Origin of the sequence: Psychroserpens sp. Hel_I_66 (assembly GCF_000799465.1) — a bacterium.
Lineage (GTDB): Bacteria > Bacteroidota > Bacteroidia > Flavobacteriales > Flavobacteriaceae > Psychroserpens.
In genome coordinates, this window is sequence record NZ_JUGU01000001.1 from 2843352 (window position 1) to 2861720 (window position 18369).

Consider the following 18369-nt stretch of genomic DNA (forward strand, 5'->3'; position numbering starts at 1 on the left):
TCTCTAAATCAATAATTTAGAGACTTTTTTATTAAATTTAGCACCATTAATTATTCTAACTATGAAAAAAATTACTTTCACACTTTTTTTGTTTAGTGCTTTTCTTGGTTTTTCGCAAATTTTAAATCAACCTGCGAACTGGCCAAATACAAATTGGACAGTAACAGGAGATTATTTAACAAGTACAGATGTATTTGAAGCAGATCCAAGAATAGATTCTAACTTTGCGTACGATGACGATGATGCCCAAAACGGTCACGCAGATGATATCGCTGCAGAATCTCCAGTTATTGATTTAACTGCTGCCTTTAACGGGAATGAAACTTGGATATATGTTGGATCAAGTTATGTTTTCCGTGATTTTGGTGAAATTCTAATAGTACACTATTGGGATGCCGATTCGAACTTATGGGTCAATTGGGGAACTGAATTAACAGGTACTGAAAATCCTCCAACTAACAATTTTTGCTCTGGCAGTTACGAAGAGTTTTTATCTTCTCCGCTTGATATATCATCTTTTAACGCTAATCAATTGAGTAATTTTAAGTATCGCATTTCTTACGATGATAATGATGTTTGGGGATATGGTTTTTGTTTTCAATCACCTACAATAAGTTCTCAAACACCTCCCTCTTGCCCAAACATTACTAATTTAAGTGTATCAAACATTAATACAAATTCTGCTGATATCTACTGGCAAGCAGGTAGCACAGAAACAAATTGGGAAATCGCTGTTCAAAGTCTTGGAGCTGGTGTTCCATCTGGTTCTGGTGTTTCTACCTCAACAAACAATCCTTATCCACTATCATCATTAAACGCTTCGACATCTTATGAAATATATGTAAGAGGTTTTTGTGGTGGTTCAGATTATAGTAATTGGGTTGGACCAATAACGTTTACAACTTTAGTTGATTCGCGTGTAAATTTTTCAATTCAACCAATATCAATAGGAGGTTATGACCTAACAGTAGTTGACATGGATGGAGATCATCTAGATGATATCGTGTCTGCTTCTTCTTCTAGTGTAAACATTCATTATCAATTAAGCACTGGAGGGTTTAATGAAGTTAATGTACCAACGCCTAATGCAAATTTTCTTCCAGGATGGAGTATGGCTGCTGCAGATTTTGATAGAAATGGTAAAACCGATTTACTTTATGCTGCTGGAAGTGGTGTAACTTTTATGAAATCTAATAATTCTGGCACAGGATTTACGCAACAATCGACCTCAGAATATGTATTCTCACAAAGATCAAACTTTGCTGATATTAATAATGATGGTAATCTAGATGCCTTTGTTTGCCATGATGTTGCTCCTAATGTTTATTTTATAAACGATGGGTCAGGAAATTTAACGTTTTACCAATCTAGCGTAACACCTGGAGCCCCTGTTAATTTAGGAGATTTTCCTTCTGGAGGTAATTATGGCTCAATATGGATTGACTATGATAACGATAGAGATTTAGACATGTTTATTGCTAAATGCGGTGGTAGTGTTGATAGAAGAAAAAACAATATGTTAACCAATAATGGAGACGGTACCTTCTTTGAAAATGCAGCTACATTGGGATTAGATGATCCTATGCAAACGTGGTCATCGTCGTGGGCAGATTATGATAATGATGGTGATATGGATTTATTTGTTGGAGCAAGTTCAGGAGCACATAAACTACTTAGAAATAATGGTAACAGTACATTTACAGATGTCACAGCAGGAGCTGGCATAACAGCGCCTACAGGCCATGAAAACATTAGCCACGATATTGATAATGACGGTTACATTGATATTATATGTAATGGAACTATTCTCTACGGAAAAGGAGATCTTACCTTCGAAGATGCCGATGGAAATCAATTAAATTATAAAAATGGGTCCATAGGAGATTTAAACAATGATGGTTTTTTAGATGCGTATTATAACGGGAACATCTATTGGAACTTAACTACAGATAATAACTGGATTACAATAAATACCGTTGGCGTAGCAAGTAATATTGATGGTATTGGCGCAAGAGTAGAACTTCATACAGCCAATGGCACACAAATTAGAGACGTACGAAGTGGTGAAGGGTTTGAATATATGAGTACACTAAACACTCATTTTGGGATTGGTACTCTAACAGAAATCGATCAAATAATCATTTACTGGCCTTCTGGCGTTATTGATATCATTAATGATCCAGCCATAAATGCGCCACTTGAAGTTGTTGAGGGAGCCACGCTCACATTAGAGAATTCTATTGTAAATGACTTGGTAATCTATCCAAACCCAACAAAAGATATATTAAATATTTCATCAATTAATGGTTTAGAAAACGCCATTTACACCATTTTCGATATTAACGGTAAACGAATTCTAAATTCAAAACTAACCCAAAACACAATTGACGTATCTAGTTTAAATACAGGGAATTATATTTTAAGAATAGTTTCTGGAACGACAATTAAAAGTCAAAAGTTTATCAAGCAATAATAATTCTTAACTTAATATTAAAAAAGCCTCTACATTCATTTGTAGAGGCTTTTTTCATTATTTTTATAATTCTAATCAAAGACCTAATCAAAATGAAAAAAATTTCATTACTAATAGTGGCTATTATCGCGTTTACTTCATGTAAACAAGAAGCTAAAGAACAAAAAAAAGACATTGTGGTTAATTATCCCGAAACTAAAAAAGTTGACACCATTACAAATTACTTCGGAACAGAAGTAAAAGATCCATATCGCTGGCTAGAAGACGATAGAAGTGAAGAAACAATGTCTTGGGTAAAAGCTCAAAATGAATCTACTTACGGATATTTAGATAACATCCCATATCGCGAAGAACTTAAAGACCGTTTGTCTAAATTATGGAACTACGAAAAAGTAGGCTCACCATTCATTGAAGGTGACTATACCTATTTTTATAAAAATGACGGACTCCAAAATCAATATGTCATTTACCGTTATAAAACTGGTGAAGATCCTGAAACTGCCGAAGTTTTCTTAGATCCTAACACATTTAGTGACGAAGGCACAATCTCCCTTGGAGGCGCAAGTTTTTCAAAAGATGGCAAAACCCTCGCGTATGCAATTTCCGAAGGAGGAAGTGATTGGAGAAAAATTCTAATTATGAATACCGAAACAAAAGACATTGTAGAAGATACATTAATCGATATCAAGTTTAGCGGTATGTCATGGTACAAAAACAAAGGATTCTACTATTCTAGTTACGACAAACCAAAAGGAAGCGAACTTTCTGCAAAAACAGATCAACATAAAGTGTACTACCATAAATTAGGAACGCCTCAAAAAGAAGATCAATTGATTTTTGGAGGAACGCCTCAAGAAAAACATAGATACATTGGTGGCTCAGTTTCCGAAGATGACAAATATCTGTTTATTTCAGCCAGTACATCAACCTCTGGAAATAAGCTTTTTATGAAAGACCTGTCTCAGCCAAACAGCAAACTTATTACCATTTTAGATAATACAGATAGTGATACTTATGTAATAGAAAATGAAGGCAGCAAACTGTTTCTGGTTACAAACCTCAACGCTCCAAATAAAAAGATTGTTACTGTAGATGCAGCAAATCCAAGTCCTGAGAATTGGACAGATTTTATTCCAGAAACGAAAAATGTTTTAAGCCCATCAACAGGTGGTGGTTATTTCTTCACAGAATATATGGTTGATGCAGTCTCAAAAGTCATGCAATATGATTACGACGGTAAATTAGTGAGAGAAGTGGAATTGCCAGGAGTTGGAAGTGCTGGTGGCTTTGGCGCTAAAAAAGAAGATGATGTACTATATTACTCGTTTACAAATTATGTAACGCCAGGAAGTATTTATAAATATGATATTAAAAATGGTACTTCGGAAGTTTTCGTAAAACCAGAGATTGATTTTAATCCAGAAGACTACGAAAGCAAGCAAGTATTTTACAATTCTAAAGATGGTACAAAAATACCTATGATCATCACCCACAGAAAAGGATTGAAACTCAACGGGAAAAACCCAACCATTCTTTATGGTTATGGAGGGTTCAACATTAGCTTAACACCTTCATTTAGCATCGCAAATGCTGTTTGGATGGAGCAAGGTGGTATTTATGCAGTACCTAACCTTCGTGGTGGTGGAGAGTACGGAAAAGCTTGGCATGATGCAGGAACACAATTAAAAAAGCAAAATGTATTTGACGATTTCATCGCAGCTGCAGAATATCTAATTGCTGAAAACTATACATCTTCAGATTATCTTGCCATTAGAGGTGGCTCAAATGGAGGTTTATTAGTAGGCGCAACAATGACTCAACGTCCAGATTTAATGAAGGTGGCTTTACCAGCAGTTGGAGTTTTAGATATGTTACGTTACCACACTTTTACAGCAGGAGCTGGTTGGGCTTATGACTATGGCACCGCAGATGATAATAAAGAAATGTTTGATTATCTTAAAGGATACTCACCAGTTCACAATGTCAAAGAAGGGGTATCATATCCTGCAACCATGGTAACAACAGGAGATCACGATGATCGTGTAGTGCCAGCCCACAGTTTTAAATTTGCTGCGGAATTACAAGACAAGCAAACCGGTAATAATCCAACCCTAATCCGTATCGAGACAGATGCTGGCCATGGCGCAGGAACTCCAGTCACTAAAACTATCGAGCAATATGCAGATATTTTTGGATTTACCCTTTACAATATGGGATTTGACGTATTGCCTAGTAAAACGAAAGAGAAAGTAAAAGGATAATTTTAAAAAAAATTTAAATTTAAGACCTGCAAGGTTTCCAAAACCTTGTAGGTCTTTTATATTTATAATATGCTAAACGTAAAAAATCTAAGCTTTTCTTACCAAAAAAAAGCAGTTTTAAAAGACCTCAACTTTACCGTAGAGCAAGGTGAAAATGTTGCGATTATTGGAGGAAGTGGTTCTGGTAAGAGTACACTCCTCAAACTGCTATATGGTAAGTATGATCTTAACTTCGGAAATATCCACTGGAAAGACACCGAGATCCTTGGTCCAAAATACAATCTCGTAGTTGGTTACGAGTTTATGAAATATGTGGCGCAAGAATTTGATTTGATGCCCTTTATTTCGGTGGAAGAAAATATTGGCGAATTTCTCTCTAATTTCTTTCCGAAAGAAAAAAAAGAGCGCACTGCCGAATTATTGGAAGTCGTAGAACTTACCGAGTTTGCTAAAATAAAAGTCAAAACACTCTCTGGCGGACAAAAACAACGTGTAGCCTTAGCAAGAGCTTTAGCAAAACAACCAGAAATTATTTTGCTAGACGAACCTTTTAGCCATATAGATAATTTTCAAAAACAATCATTGAGAAGAAAGGTTTTTAAATATCTCAAGAATAAAAACATAACTTGTATTGTTGCTACCCATGATAAGGATGATGTGCTTGGCTTTGCAGACTGCATTTTAGTTTTAAACAACCAACAAATTGAAGCAAACGATTCACCCGAAAACCTATATAACAATCCTGAAACTCCATTAATTGCATCATTTTTTGGGGAGTTTAATGTGATTGATCATAAAATAATTTATGCGAACAAACTCAAAGTAGTCAAAAAATCAAATTTAAAAGCAAAAGTAATTTCAAACTATTTTAAGGGAAATTATTATTTAATTGAAGCCGATTTGGATGGAGAAAAGGTGTATTTTGAAAATCGTTTTCAACTTAAAAAAAACGAAATTATCTATCTCGAAATTACAGAATAATTACATTTAAAGCATAAACGAAAACGGTCAAATTGATATTTATGAACTTAGTTTTCAATAGAAAACCACAATTTTATAATTAAAATTTGCTTTTTTCAAAAAATTATAATACTTCGTATTATGTGCTCCAATTTTCAAGAAAACAAAAAATAAATTTTGAAAAGTCAAAAATAAATGTAAATCTTTGCAACGCATTTCAACCAAAATAGAAGTTGAATTAAAAATTAGAAACCATGAGTTTATTTGTAACATATCAAAACGATCCAAAAGGAATACTGCCTTTTGTGATGCTTCGTGATTATCGTTAGATAAACTTTTCAAAATTATAAATGAAAGATCCGAAGCAAGTAAAACACTGTTTCGGATTTTTTGTTTTCAGTCATAAGCAAACCTGCTAAAACAATTTCCACAAGAGTTAGAAAATTAAGTTCAGCATTTGAACTTGGCGAGATATATCGCAAAACATTAATTATTTAAAAACATATGAAACACATCTATTTATTTCAATAAGGATTCTAGCGATTGGGAGTACTCACTGGAATCTGCTCAAAGACAACATTAAAATTTAAAAATGTCTAATGAAACCAGTAAATATTAAAAAACAACGAGAAAAAGAAGTTCGTCATTTGTTGGAAAGACAGTGGGAAATTTGGGATTTAGAACGCGAATTAGGTTTTATAAAACTAGAACGTCCTATAAGACACGGATGGTATAAAGAAATTGTAATTACTCATAAAATTGAACTGTATAAAAATCAAAAATACATTCTTGAAGTTTACGATAAAATTGAAAAATTCGTTTGGGCAAGAACTAAAGAAAAAGCTGATTTTCAATGGCAACATAAAACGTCACAGTATCTCATTTACAATGATATTCCAACATTAAGTAAAAAGCAATATAACCGATTGAGTGATAAAGCTAAAAGTCTATGTGTTCCATTTCAGTATTATACCGAAAGACGAAAATTGAGAATTAGATTTTATTTAAAAATCCCGAAAGGAGCTTATAAAATTAAATTTACAAGAGCATATAATACACATCAAAAACGTATTGATCCATGTCTAATTAGTGAAAAAGCGTTTATAGAAAATCAACTCAAAAGACCAGGCTATTATAACATAAATGAAGCGTTTTATAGATGGAAAAACCATTGGAATTTTAAGGAATACAAACAAATAAAATTAAAAGAAAAAAGACGTCTTAATGATTTGAAAAAAACACCAATCGATGATGTCATTAATGACAAATTTTAAAATAAAACAACCATGGGATTAACAGTTGCAGACACCTACTATTTAAAAGCTAGAGGTGCATCTTGCGGAATTTTTAGCGATTGGGACGAAGTATGTGAATCATTAAATTACGCTTTGTCTTATGACGAAAATCATTGTTCAGCTTTACTATTGCTAGGAGATGTTTACGCATCTCAGTTAGGAATGTTTGATGAAGCGTTTGAATGTTTTGATAAAGTAATTTCAATAGATCCAAAAAACAAAGATGTATTTGGTGTTTATATCAAATATCTCATTTGGAACAAAGCCATTGATCGAGCGGAAAAACTTCTCGAATTTGCTTTGACAATAAAAGAAATTGACATAGCCCATATGCTTTGGCTCTCATCTTATATCGAAGAAGTAAAAAGCAGATACAAAAGAAGCTTAAAACTTTTGAAACAAGCTAAGAAACATTGCTATAATGATGGATATTTCGACTTTATGCATGATGAAGAAAAACGCATTAAGAAAAAAATAGCGCTAGAAAAACCAAAGAAAAAGAAGTCTTCCAAATCTAAAAAGAAGAAAAAAAGGAAGCATAAATAGAAAAAAATAAGAATATATTTTACTACGCAAAAAGATTGCGCAATAGGGTTAAATATTTGCAGTGTAATCATAAAGAAGTTTAGTTTTTTAAACTTTGGTAGTAGTGCTCCACCAATCGAGGGAATTGGTGGAGCTTAATAAAAAATACAGAAAACATGAAAACAAAAATCACAGGACACGATTTAAAAGCCTTAGGTTTTAGACAAGGAAAATGGATGAAAGATGCCATTGCACATATCAATAAATATGAATTAGAAGGTGAAGCTATGAACACGTATTTAGATCAATTTAAATCACCAGATCCAATAGCATTACACGCAAAACCAGTTGCTTTTTCTATAAATATTAAAGCTGAAAATGAACTAGAGGAAGACAATGTTGCTAAGGTGATCAACTCCATGCAAACCTTAATGAAAACACCAACATTGGTTGATGGAGCCATAATGCCAGATGCTTGTCCAGCAGGTCCAGATGGAACCATTCCTGTTGGTGGTGTTGCGGTTGCAAAAAACGCCATTCATCCAGGAATGCATAGTGCAGATATTTGCTGTTCGGTGATGTTAAGCGATTTTGGTAAAACAGACCCAAAAGACATTTTAGATGCTGCACATGCGAGTACGCACTTTGGTCCAGGTGGACGTGATAGAAATACACAGTTTAGATTTCCGAAGGAATTATTAGATGCTTTTGAATCTAATTTTCTTTTAAATGACGGACAAATGATTCAAATCGCAAGATCACATTTGGGAACGCAAGGTGACGGTAACCATTTTTTATTTGTTGGAACGTCTAAAAAAACAGGAAACACAATGATGGTCACACATCATGGGTCTAGAGGTCCTGGAGCAAAGTTGTATACTAAAGGAATGAAAATCGCCGAACGTTTTAGAAAAGAATTGTCTCCTGAAACCAAAAAGCAAAACGCTTGGATTCCTTTTGATACAGAAGAAGGTCAGTCGTATTGGGACGCGTTGCAAATCATAAGAGATTGGACAAAGAAAAATCATGAAGTATTGCATGATGCTGTAGCCCAAAATTTAGAAATTGCCATTGAAAACCGATACTGGAACGAGCATAATTTCGTCTTTAAGGATGGTGATTTATTCTACCACGCCAAAGGTGCAACGCCTTTAGATGCTAAGTTTATGCCAGATATTACTGGTCCAAGATTGATTCCTTTAAATATGAGCGAACCTGTATTGATTGTTGAAGGTTCTACGACCAAAACCAATTTAGGTTTTGCACCTCATGGTGCTGGTAGAAATGTGAGTAGAACACAACATAGAAAAAGCAAAACAGGAACAATCATGCAAATCTTTAAAGAAGAAACTAAAGGCATTGATGCGCGTTTTTTCTCAAAGGAAATTGATATTACCGAGTTACCTTCGGCTTATAAAAATGCACAAGCACTTAGAGCACAAATGGATGAATTTGGTTTAGGTACTGTCATTGATGAAGTGATGCCTTATGGTTGCATTATGGCAGGAGACTGGCAGAAAAATGCGCCTTGGAAAATTAAAAGAGAGAAAAAAAGAAACTCTAAAAGGGGAAAATAGGTTTAGAAAAAAAAAGTGGGCTGACTTAGGTTGGTCTGCTTTTTATGTAAAAAAAATCTCTATCTCAATAGTTTCAAGACTTCACCTGGAGCTCCAGGTCTTGGGGCATCATTCGTAACAACACTCCCATTTTCATCAACAATTAAATATTGTGGAATGGTAATACCATTTTGAATTCGTGAGTGCTCTTTTTCAAAATCTTTATAAAACTCCTGATTTGCTAAATGGTGATAACCAGATAAATCATAATATTTAATCAACTCAACCCATTTGTCCTTTTCTTCTTTTCGATCCAATGAAATAAATAATTTTTTATAGCCCTTCTCATACAAAATATCTGCAATCATGTGATTATTAGAAAACTCTTTTTTACATGGTCCGCACCAAGTAGCCCAAACATCTATGTACAACTTTTGTCCTTTAAACTCTTTAAGTAAATCTTCTAAACTATTGATGTTTTCGCCTTCCACAAAAGTCACGCTTGATGGCAGATCGCTTTTAACTTTTTCTTGATACGCTCTAATTAAATCGATATCATTTTCGAGATATTGGATGAACTCACTGTTAGGATAATCTGTTTTAAATTCATTAAAAACACTTACCAGACTCTGTTCATAATTGGTTTGCTTAGAACTATTTAGGATATAATTTGCAAGGAGATCTTCTCTAAAAGGTTCTTCAATTAGGTTTTGTATTATGTTCATATAAATTGGATGAAGACTATCTTTTGCATAAAATTCTTGACGTTGTTCTTGCGAGTATTGACTTTGAATCTCAGGATAAATTTTACTTTCCATGACATAATCTGTCCAATTTTGAGGTTTATGTTTTACTGAATAACTATATGTTTTACTTATGGAATCCATTAAATTTTCAAAACTCTGCTTGTATTCTTTCGAAACTTGACCCCTTCTATAATCTGCCAAACTCACTATTGCGTTGGCATAATAATAATCGATATCTGTGTTTAATAATTGATAAAATTCTTCATCAATCTCTTTTTGTTTTAAAAGTTTATCGATTTGGGAAATCTCTTTGTCTTTTAAATCAGATACATGATTTTTTACTGATACCACAGTGGTATCTTTATCAAAATCATTTAAAAATGAAAAGGATCCCGTAGGAGTTCTTTTAAATTCATTGTACAGCTGCTGGCCTTTTGCATTATCACCAAAAAACAAAATACCTCCATCTTTAAGAGTAATCTTATAATTTTGATTAGGTAACAAAAACATTTTGAATCTTTTTTTGTCTAAAATAAACCTAACATACTCTGGAGCCTTAACATTAAATTCCCCATAATAGATACTATCTTTGATGAGCTCTAAGCTATCCATGTTTTTATCCCAAACGTCAATACCATTAATTGGTCTAAAAAATATTGGACTGTCCAAAGAATCCACACTTGCTTCTAAAGTAATAGATGTTAACTTTGAAGTTTCTTTTTTTTGACAACTCACAAGCACAATTGTCAATAATAGTATAGCAAATAAGTTTCTCATGGATTTCTTTATAATAATTTTTAAGATAGTTATTTCTCTAATAAGCAAACCCAGAAAATCGCCCGCAATGGGTTAACGAAACAGAGAGTGTTAGTTTATAACCCTCATAAAATAATTCTGGTATTCCATTAACCGTTTTTTTAATCTCTAAATCTTTAATTGGTAGTTGCTCAGTTTTAGAAACAGATTTTAATAACGCTTTTTTAAGTGCATTACTTTGAACATCGTGCGACACTATTTCAATGTAAAAAATTGAACTTAGACTCGTTTTGTTTTTATCAAGTTTTGCAATCGTGTGCAAGTAATCTCCAGTAATTATAGAGGTTGTAAAATATATGTTGTCCTCAATTTTCACCAATCCATTTTTTTCGGAAATGAGCTCACACACCAACCGTTTAGGGTTAAAAAAACGCTCGCCAAATTGCTGCACATGAACCTTATAAGCAGCCTCTTTCATGCTCCAAAGTAACCAAATTGTTTGGTGTTCATTTTCCGAAGATAAAATAAGTGATCGCTCATTCTTGGTGAAGACTTTATCTAAAAATCGAGGACGCTTCCAATTAGAGGGACTGTATTTTAAATCGACAATGTCATTGCCTATCATTTTGCAGCTAGCTTTTCGTTTACAATCTCCATGGCAGCTTTTACAGATGTCATTTTCTCCATATCATCATTTTCGATTCTAATATCAAATTCGTCTTCAACGTCTAAAATAACATCTACCAAATTAGCAGAATTTATCTTTAAATCATTTATAAAATCGGTGTCTTCATTAAGATTTTTGAACGCCTCTTCATCCTGAATATAAGGTTGAACAATGGTTTTAAGTTTAGCAATTAATTCTTCTTTTGTCATAGCATTTCCCACGAAAGTGGGAATCTTATTAATTAAACAATTTTTTTGTCACTTCGAGCGTAGTCGAGAGATGTTAGTTATTCTTTATACCTTTTAAAGATAACACAACCGTTAACATCACCAAAACCAAAACTCGCTTTTGCAGCAATATTTAGTTCAGTTTTTAATGATTTTGTAATTATTTTTTCTTCGGAAATCAGCGCAGAAATCTCAGGATGCACATCCTCACAATTGATATTTGGGAAGACAAATTGTTCATTTAATTGTAAAACCGTTGCTACAGACTCTATACTTCCTGCAGCTGCCAAACAATGACCAACCATAGATTTTAAGGAGTTGATATACGGGAAATCGTCGCCTTTTCTGTTTAAGGCTTTTGTCCAATTCTCAACTTCCAGACTATCTTTTGATGTTGCGGTTAAATGTCCATTTATGGTATCAATGTCTTCCGCAGAAATATTTGCATTTTTAATCGCGTCCTTGATACAGCGTTGCACAGCTTCTGCATTTGGAGCTGTCATTGTTCCGCCATTTCTTTGACCTCCAGAGTTGATGTTTCCGCCTAAAACCTCAGCGTAAATTGTTGCATTTCTTTGTAATGCACTTTCCAAGGATTCCAAAACCAAAGCTCCAGCTCCAGCTCCAGGCACAAAACCAGAAGCACTTTCACTCATTGGTCTTGAGCCTTTTTCTGGAATTTCATTATACTTGTAAGTCATCACTCGCATCGCATCAAAACCTCCCCAAATATAAGGTCCATCGTCACTACAGCTGCCAACGAGCATTCGTTTTGCCTGATTATTTTTGATGCGTTCATAACCCATTAAAATGGCTTCAGTCCCTGTGGTACATGCCGAAGAATTTGTAGTCACTTGATTGCCCAACCCAAGGATACCGCCAAGAAACGCACTGATCCCACTAGCCATGGTTTGTACGACAACTGTGCTGCCAAGTCGTTTGACTTCGCCCTCGTCGAGTTTATAAATGGCTTCTCTAAATTTTTCTACTCCAGAGGTTCCTGTTCCGAAAATAGTTCCGCTATCAAAATCTAAATCACTAGTGTCGTCTACTAAAAATCCAGCGTCTTTCCAGGCATCAATTCCAGCCATGCAGCCATATAAAATCCCAGAACTATTAAAACCACGCAATTGTAAAGGTGTTAAATATTCGAGTTTTTTTTCTTCGGAAATTTGTGGAATTCCACCAATGCAGCAGGAAAAATTAAGATCTGCCAATTGCTGATGGAATGTGATTCCAGATTCTCCTTTTTTAATCGCTTTTGAAAACGCATCAAGTCCTACACCGTTTGGTGCTACAACTCCTAACCCTGTTATTACTACTCTGTTTTTCATGATGCTAGCATTCCTGAAATTTTCCCACGACATACAAGTTCTGCTTTTGAATTTAACAACTTGACATTACATTTCAACTTATTAAAACGAAACACTTCTTTTTCTGAAACTACGGTCACTTTCTCTCCTGGAAAAACTGGTAAAAAGAAATCCACTTGGCTAGATGTTAATGCAATTTGTGGTTGATTGTTTTCTGAAAGCTCATCTTTCAGAAGAAAAATTCCAAAACATACAAGTCCAATTTGCGCCATACATTCGGTTAATATAACACCAGGTGTTATTGGGTTGTTTTTAAAGTGTCCTTTGTAAAAATAGGCTTCTTTTTTGAAGGTGTAATGGCCTGTTATTCCTTCCGAAGACATTGTTGTTATGTCGTCAACGAACAGAAAAGGTTCTTGATATGGTAATACATTTATGATGTCTTTACTAGTCATATTTTGTTTTGAATAAGTGGATTCCTGCCTTCGCAGGAATGACAATATTTTTGAATTCGTGTTTCACTAAAATTATCTTCTCCTAGTTTGAGATTCCTGCCTTCGCAGGAATTGTTAACTAATATGCTCACCACCATCTACAGGAATCACGCAACCGTTGATCCAACTCGCTTCATCTTTTGATAATAAATAAACCGCGTTTGCGACATCTTCGGGCTGCGTTAATTTTTTAAACGGATTGCGTTTTAGGCTATGTGCTTTTATTTGATCACTACCAGGAATCATTCGTAAGGATGCAGTATCTGTTACACCTGCTTGGATGCAATTTGCTCTAATACCAAAAGGCGCAAACTCTAAAGCAATGTTTCTGGTAATGGCTTCTAAAGTGACTTTTGCTGCAGAAACTGCTGCGTAATTTTGCCAAGCTTTGGTATTGCCTTCGCTGGTAAAACTGATAATTCTGGCGTCTTTTGCAAACAATTCGGATTCAAAAATAGCTTGTGTCCAATCGTATAAACTAATCGCCATGGCATTTATGGTGAGATTAAAATCGTCGTTTTTTAAGGTTGGTTTTTCTTCGGAAATCATCGGTTTTAAATTCCCTTTGGCGACACTGTGAACCAGTGTTCTTATTTTATCTTCCGAAGTAAATAGTTCTTTTAATTCTGAAATGATCTCATCACGTTTTTCAGATTTGAACGCATCGACATTATAGGATACAAACTTGATGCCTTCTGCTTTTATACTATCAAATTCTGAATTGATGTCATCTTCTTGCGCTCTTGAGTTTCTATGAATGATGCAAATATTCATACCGTGTTTGGCTAGTTTTTTTGCTGTCGCTAAACCTAATCCAGATGAGCCTCCAAGGATTAGCGCCCAATAGTTTTTATGTTGAAAATCTGTTGTCATTTCTATTTAGTTTATGAGATGCTAAAACAAGTTCAGCATGACAAAATGGTTTTGTCACCATTCTAATAATATGCGTTGTGCTGAAAACCCTGGACCAAAACTGAGCATTAATCCGCGATCTCCTTTGGGTAAATTCTTATCCATAAAACGTTCTAAAACATAAAGCACCGTTGCGCTGCTCATGTTTCCGTAGAGTTTTAAAACCTCTTTCGTGTCGTCTATGTTTTTTCCCAATGTGCCAAATAATTCTTCAACGGTTTGTACTATTTTTTTCCCGCCAGGATGAAAAATTAAATGGTCGACATCTTCTATTTTAATTCCGTTTCGTTCTAAAAAAGGATGTACGATCTTTGGAAAATGCTCTGAAATCGTTTCTGGTACAGCCTTATCCAATATCATTTGCAATCCTGTATTTACCAATTTAAAACCCATCATTGTTTCTGCATCATAAAAATGATACATGGCCTCATCGATAATTTTCGGACCTTCTTCATTTTCATAGGACGATAAAATGACACTGGAAGCACCATCACCAAAAATAGCAGCACTCACAATGTTCACCATTGAATAATCATCAAGCTGAAATGTTGCGGTTGGTGATTCTACAGCAATCACTGCTGCACGTTTATTTGGGTTTGCTTTTAGAAAATTCTTAGCATATATAATTCCCGAAACGCCTGCAGCACAACCCATTTCGGTCACGGGAAGTCTCACGATATCCTGTTTCATATTCAAGTTGTTAATCAAATATGCATCAACTGATGGAATCATAATACCTGTGCAACTTACAGTGATAATGTAATCAATATCGGTTGGTTTTAGCTTTGCTTTGTCCAATGCTTTTACCAACGATTGCTCAGCCAATTTAATGACTTCACGTGCATAAATATTATTCTTTTCTTCAAAAGAGGTGTTGGTAAATACTTCTTCAGCATCCATAATGGAATAACGTCTATCGACACCTGCGTTTTCAAAAAGCTTGATGACCTTTCGCTTGAAACGGTCTTCTTGACCATCTAACCAAATATTCAAAAACGGGATAATATCCTTTGTTTCTCTGGTATATTTTGGGAGTTGTTTTGCTACTGCTGTTATTTTTACGCTCATATTATTTTTGCTCCAAAATCCATTGAAAACGGAAAGCCCATTTCCAACGCAATTGATAATTTGCATTAATTTGGTTTGATATCTCTACTAATTCCTCTTTTTTAAAACCTCTCAAAACAGATGTTAATCCGTCTTCAACTATGGTTTTATTTTTTATGGTTGTGCACAATAGCTTAAATAAATAATAGGCTAGTTTGTGCCTGTGTAAATCATTAACGACGATTCCCAATTTTGCTTTTTCTAAGACTGGTCGTAAAAACGTTACTAATTCTTCCTCTTTAAAATGGTGCAGAAATAACGTGGTTAACACCAAATCGTAATTTAGCTGTTCAAATTCCGAAGAGAAAATATCGATCGCCTTAAATTCAATATTGTCATAATCTGTCGATAGTGAGGCTGCATAATTTACGGTGTGCGCGTTTGCATCAATACCAATTAAATTAAAATGATAACCGTTTTGTTTCCCAAATCGCGACACTTCCCGCAAGATATCTCCACCACCACAACCTAAATCTATGATGGTTATTGGTTTGCTTTTATCACAGTTTTTGAGCGCTTTTTTAAGTCCGTTTATGGTGACTTGGTTGCCTCCTAACCACTGATTGATTTTTGCCAGTTTATCTAAAGCGTCATGAAGGATTGGACCGTTATAATCCAGATCATCCATGATTTCCTCTTCCTCGCTTCTATATTTTGTACTCACTAATAAACTCATTTTGCTTCCATTAATTTACCGTGTGTTCGTTTAATAATATGAGGCAAAACACCTGGAAAGAACTTGAGACCTTTCATAATCACTTCGGAAATTCTATGTTGACTAAACAAGTTAGCCACCAAATGTCCTGTTTTTAGTCGGGATTTAAAGGCTTTGTTCCATTCTCTAAGATACTGCTTTTCGAGAATTTTTCTGTTAGGAATTTCCGAAGAAAAGTACCGCAAAATCAAATGGGACGCTATTTGTGCACTTCTAATCGCCATACTCATGCCATTGCCACATAAGGGATGAATCAACGCAGCTGTGTCGCCACACATAATGATATGGTTTTCAATAGGTTTTTTGTCTTCAAACGAGATTTGACTTATGGTTAATGGCTGTTCAAAAAAAGAAGTGGTGTTTTTAAAAACAGCCTTTAAATGCGGGTTCTTATACACGACTTTCTCTTGAAACTCTTCAATATCCTTATGGTTTTTAAACGATTTAAAATTGGTGATGTAGCACAAATTGATATTGTCATTCTCTACTTTTGAAACTCCACAATAGCCACCTTCAAAATTATGGAGCGCAACAACATCATTAGGGAAGTTGCCTTTTACGTGGGTTTTGACCGCTAAATAAGGAGATTTGGTTTTGATGAATTGCCTATCAAGCCTCACATCCAAATTTGAGCGTTTCCCAAAAGCTCCAATTACTATTTTTGACGTAAATGTATTATTGTTTTTGGTTTCTACGGAAAATTGATCCTCATAAAACTGAACATCCTCAACCGCGTCCTGAAGCAGTTTAGCACCATTGTAAATCGCTTTTTTTGCCATTTCATGATCCAAACAAAACCTGCTTATACCGAACCCTCCCAAAGGTAAATCTGCTGAAATTAATTGACCATTGGTGGTTGATAGTTGAAACTTATCAATCTTTTTCGCTCCTAATTTAAAGACGTTAATCTCTAAAAAATCTAAATATGGCAAGACTTCATTTGAAATATATTCACCACAAACCTTATGTTTTGGATACTCGTTTTTTTCAATAACCAAAATACTCAAGTTGTTTTTAGATAAATGAATTGCGCAAGACAATCCTGCCAATCCACCACCTATAACAATAACATCAAAATGTATTTGGTTTGTATTCAATTTCTAGTTTTCAATCTTTTTTTTAAAGATAAGCCGAAATTGATTTAGAATGCGTTTAGATAACCTCTAAAATTTTAAAAACCTCATCCCTAAATTGTACCTCATCACCAGCTTTTTTTCCCAAGATTAATTGTGAGATTGGTGTATTTGCAGAAATAGCATAAAATTTATTAGTTTCTACTAAAAGTTCTCCAGCGCTTACTGCTATAAAATAATTGGCTTTTGTGGTGTAGACGATACTTCCGAGACCGACGATTTCCGAAGAATTAGAGATCGCTATCTTTGATAATATTTGCCTTGTTTTTTCAATTTCTGCTAATTGAGTTCCTGCTTTCTCGCGTTCTAATTGCAGCATCGCACGACCCGTCTCGTGTTTATCTCCTGCGGAACTTTTTGTTTCTGAAGTTAATGATTCTTGAATTTCGTTAATTGTATTTTGAATCGTTTGGAACCTGTTAGCGATAAATGATGAACACTGGTCATACAGTTCCTGTTTGATGTTATTTCGCTTTTTCATCACTTGTGGAATAATTTAATGGTCCGAAATAATTCATTTGTTTTGTAATCCATGCTTTTCTACTTTCAATGTAAGACGTCGCTGGATTTGCTCTGTATCGTATAGGGTTTGGTAAAATTGAAGCAATAGCTGCAGCTTCGTATTTAGATAACTTAGCAGCCGATTTTTTAAACCAATATTGAGATGCAGCTTCAGCTCCATAAATACCTGGTCCCATTTCTATACTGTTGAGATAGACTTCCATGATGCGTTCTTTGCTCCAAATTAATTCAATTAAAAAAGTAAAATATGTCTCTAAACCTTTACGTAACCAACTGCGCTGTGGCCAAAGAAATACATTTTTTGCAGTTTGCTGACTTATCGAACTTGCGCCTTTTAAGCGTTTTCCTTTTTTGTTGTTTTCGTATGCTTTTTCAATTGCTTCTACGTCAAAACCGTGGTGATTCAAAAAATTTTGGTCTTCGCTACAGATTACTGCTAATTGTAGATTATTTGAAATTTCTTCAATTGGCACCCAATCATGTTCCCATCCTTTTTTGCTGTCATCGGTTTGCTCAATATTTTTAATAACCATTAACGGTGTAATCGGTACTGGCACCCATTTAAACACAAAAACAATCACTATTGAAAACACAAACAAACATAAAATGGTCTTGAATATAAATTTGAAAAGGCGTTTTATAAATTTCATGTGTTAAGCGGAACTGTTATGCAAATCTAAGCATTGAGATTTTAGTTTTAAATAAAG

At 34.5% G+C, this 18369-nt stretch carries 17 protein-coding genes; 6 read left to right on the forward strand and 11 right to left on the reverse strand.

The features are described from left to right. Nucleotides 1-61: 61 nt before the first annotated feature. The 6 genes from GQ40_RS12585 to GQ40_RS12615 all read left to right on the forward strand — a co-directional run bounded on the left by GQ40_RS12585 (nucleotide 62) and on the right by GQ40_RS12615 (nucleotide 9091). On the forward strand, nucleotides 62-2473 hold the full coding sequence (locus GQ40_RS12585) for an FG-GAP-like repeat-containing protein (RefSeq protein WP_047548953.1): 2412 nt from the start codon (nucleotides 62-64) through the stop codon (nucleotides 2471-2473). A gap of 92 nt (nucleotides 2474-2565) precedes the next feature. Beyond that, entirely contained in the window at nucleotides 2566-4734 is a 2169-nt protein-coding gene (locus tag GQ40_RS12590; RefSeq protein WP_047548956.1) for a prolyl oligopeptidase family serine peptidase, read from the forward strand. A 69-nt stretch (nucleotides 4735-4803) separates the two neighbouring features. After that, entirely contained in the window at nucleotides 4804-5715 is a 912-nt protein-coding gene (locus GQ40_RS12595) for an ABC transporter ATP-binding protein (protein WP_047548959.1), read from the forward strand. Between the two features lie 578 nt (nucleotides 5716-6293). Further along, nucleotides 6294-6968, forward strand: a complete 675-nt coding sequence (locus GQ40_RS12605; protein WP_047548966.1) for a hypothetical protein — start codon at nucleotides 6294-6296, stop codon at nucleotides 6966-6968. A 12-nt stretch (nucleotides 6969-6980) separates the two neighbouring features. Then, nucleotides 6981-7535 carry a tetratricopeptide repeat protein gene (locus GQ40_RS12610; RefSeq protein ID WP_052184250.1) on the forward strand — a complete coding sequence of 185 codons (555 nt, stop codon included), beginning with the start codon at nucleotides 6981-6983 and terminating at the stop codon, nucleotides 7533-7535. A 155-nt stretch (nucleotides 7536-7690) separates the two neighbouring features. After that, nucleotides 7691-9091, forward strand: coding sequence for an RtcB family protein (locus GQ40_RS12615; RefSeq protein WP_047548969.1), 1401 nt, complete (start codon nucleotides 7691-7693; stop codon nucleotides 9089-9091). 59 nt (nucleotides 9092-9150) lie between these two features. Here the strand turns inward: GQ40_RS12615 and GQ40_RS12620 are convergent, their stop codons facing one another. The 11 genes from GQ40_RS12620 to mtgA form a co-directional block, all read right to left on the reverse strand. Next, nucleotides 9151-10593: a TlpA family protein disulfide reductase gene (locus GQ40_RS12620; protein ID WP_156115584.1), complete on the reverse strand. Its 1443-nt coding sequence runs from the start codon at nucleotides 10591-10593 to the stop codon at nucleotides 9151-9153. A gap of 37 nt (nucleotides 10594-10630) precedes the next feature. Further along, on the reverse strand, nucleotides 10631-11197 hold the full coding sequence (locus tag GQ40_RS17230; protein WP_052184251.1) for a 4'-phosphopantetheinyl transferase superfamily protein: 567 nt from the start codon (nucleotides 11195-11197) through the stop codon (nucleotides 10631-10633). After that, a complete protein-coding gene (locus GQ40_RS12630; protein WP_047548975.1) occupies nucleotides 11194-11448 on the reverse strand; it encodes an acyl carrier protein in 255 nt (84 codons plus the stop codon). The genes GQ40_RS17230 and GQ40_RS12630 overlap by 4 nt, the downstream gene beginning before the upstream one ends. Nucleotides 11449-11525: 77 nt before the next feature. Continuing rightward, nucleotides 11526-12800 (reverse strand): beta-ketoacyl-[acyl-carrier-protein] synthase family protein, encoded by a 1275-nt coding sequence (locus GQ40_RS12635; RefSeq protein WP_081990214.1) that lies wholly within the window; start codon nucleotides 12798-12800, stop codon nucleotides 11526-11528. After that, on the reverse strand, nucleotides 12797-13234 hold the full coding sequence (locus tag GQ40_RS12640) for a 3-hydroxyacyl-ACP dehydratase FabZ family protein (RefSeq protein WP_047548981.1): 438 nt from the start codon (nucleotides 13232-13234) through the stop codon (nucleotides 12797-12799). Before GQ40_RS12640 ends, GQ40_RS12635 begins: the two co-directional genes overlap by 4 nt. 114 nt (nucleotides 13235-13348) lie before the next feature. Then, the gene (locus tag GQ40_RS12645) at nucleotides 13349-14146 is read right to left on the reverse strand and encodes an SDR family oxidoreductase (protein ID WP_047548984.1); all 798 of its coding nucleotides are present in this window, start codon (nucleotides 14144-14146) and stop codon (nucleotides 13349-13351) included. 54 nt (nucleotides 14147-14200) lie between these two features. Further along, on the reverse strand, nucleotides 14201-15253 hold the full coding sequence (locus GQ40_RS12650; RefSeq protein WP_047548987.1) for a type III polyketide synthase: 1053 nt from the start codon (nucleotides 15251-15253) through the stop codon (nucleotides 14201-14203). A gap of 1 nt (nucleotide 15254) precedes the next feature. Then, nucleotides 15255-15968, reverse strand: coding sequence for a methyltransferase domain-containing protein (locus tag GQ40_RS12655; protein ID WP_047548991.1), 714 nt, complete (start codon nucleotides 15966-15968; stop codon nucleotides 15255-15257). Beyond that, the gene (locus tag GQ40_RS12660; protein ID WP_047548994.1) at nucleotides 15965-17104 is read right to left on the reverse strand and encodes an NAD(P)/FAD-dependent oxidoreductase; all 1140 of its coding nucleotides are present in this window, start codon (nucleotides 17102-17104) and stop codon (nucleotides 15965-15967) included. The genes GQ40_RS12655 and GQ40_RS12660 overlap by 4 nt, the downstream gene beginning before the upstream one ends. 55 nt (nucleotides 17105-17159) lie before the next feature. Beyond that, on the reverse strand, nucleotides 17160-17621 hold the full coding sequence (locus GQ40_RS12665; protein WP_047548997.1) for a 3-oxoacyl-ACP synthase: 462 nt from the start codon (nucleotides 17619-17621) through the stop codon (nucleotides 17160-17162). Then, nucleotides 17605-18312, reverse strand: a complete 708-nt coding sequence (gene mtgA / locus GQ40_RS12670; RefSeq protein WP_047549001.1) for a monofunctional biosynthetic peptidoglycan transglycosylase — start codon at nucleotides 18310-18312, stop codon at nucleotides 17605-17607. Before mtgA ends, GQ40_RS12665 begins: the two co-directional genes overlap by 17 nt. Between the last annotated feature and the right edge of the window lie 57 nt (nucleotides 18313-18369).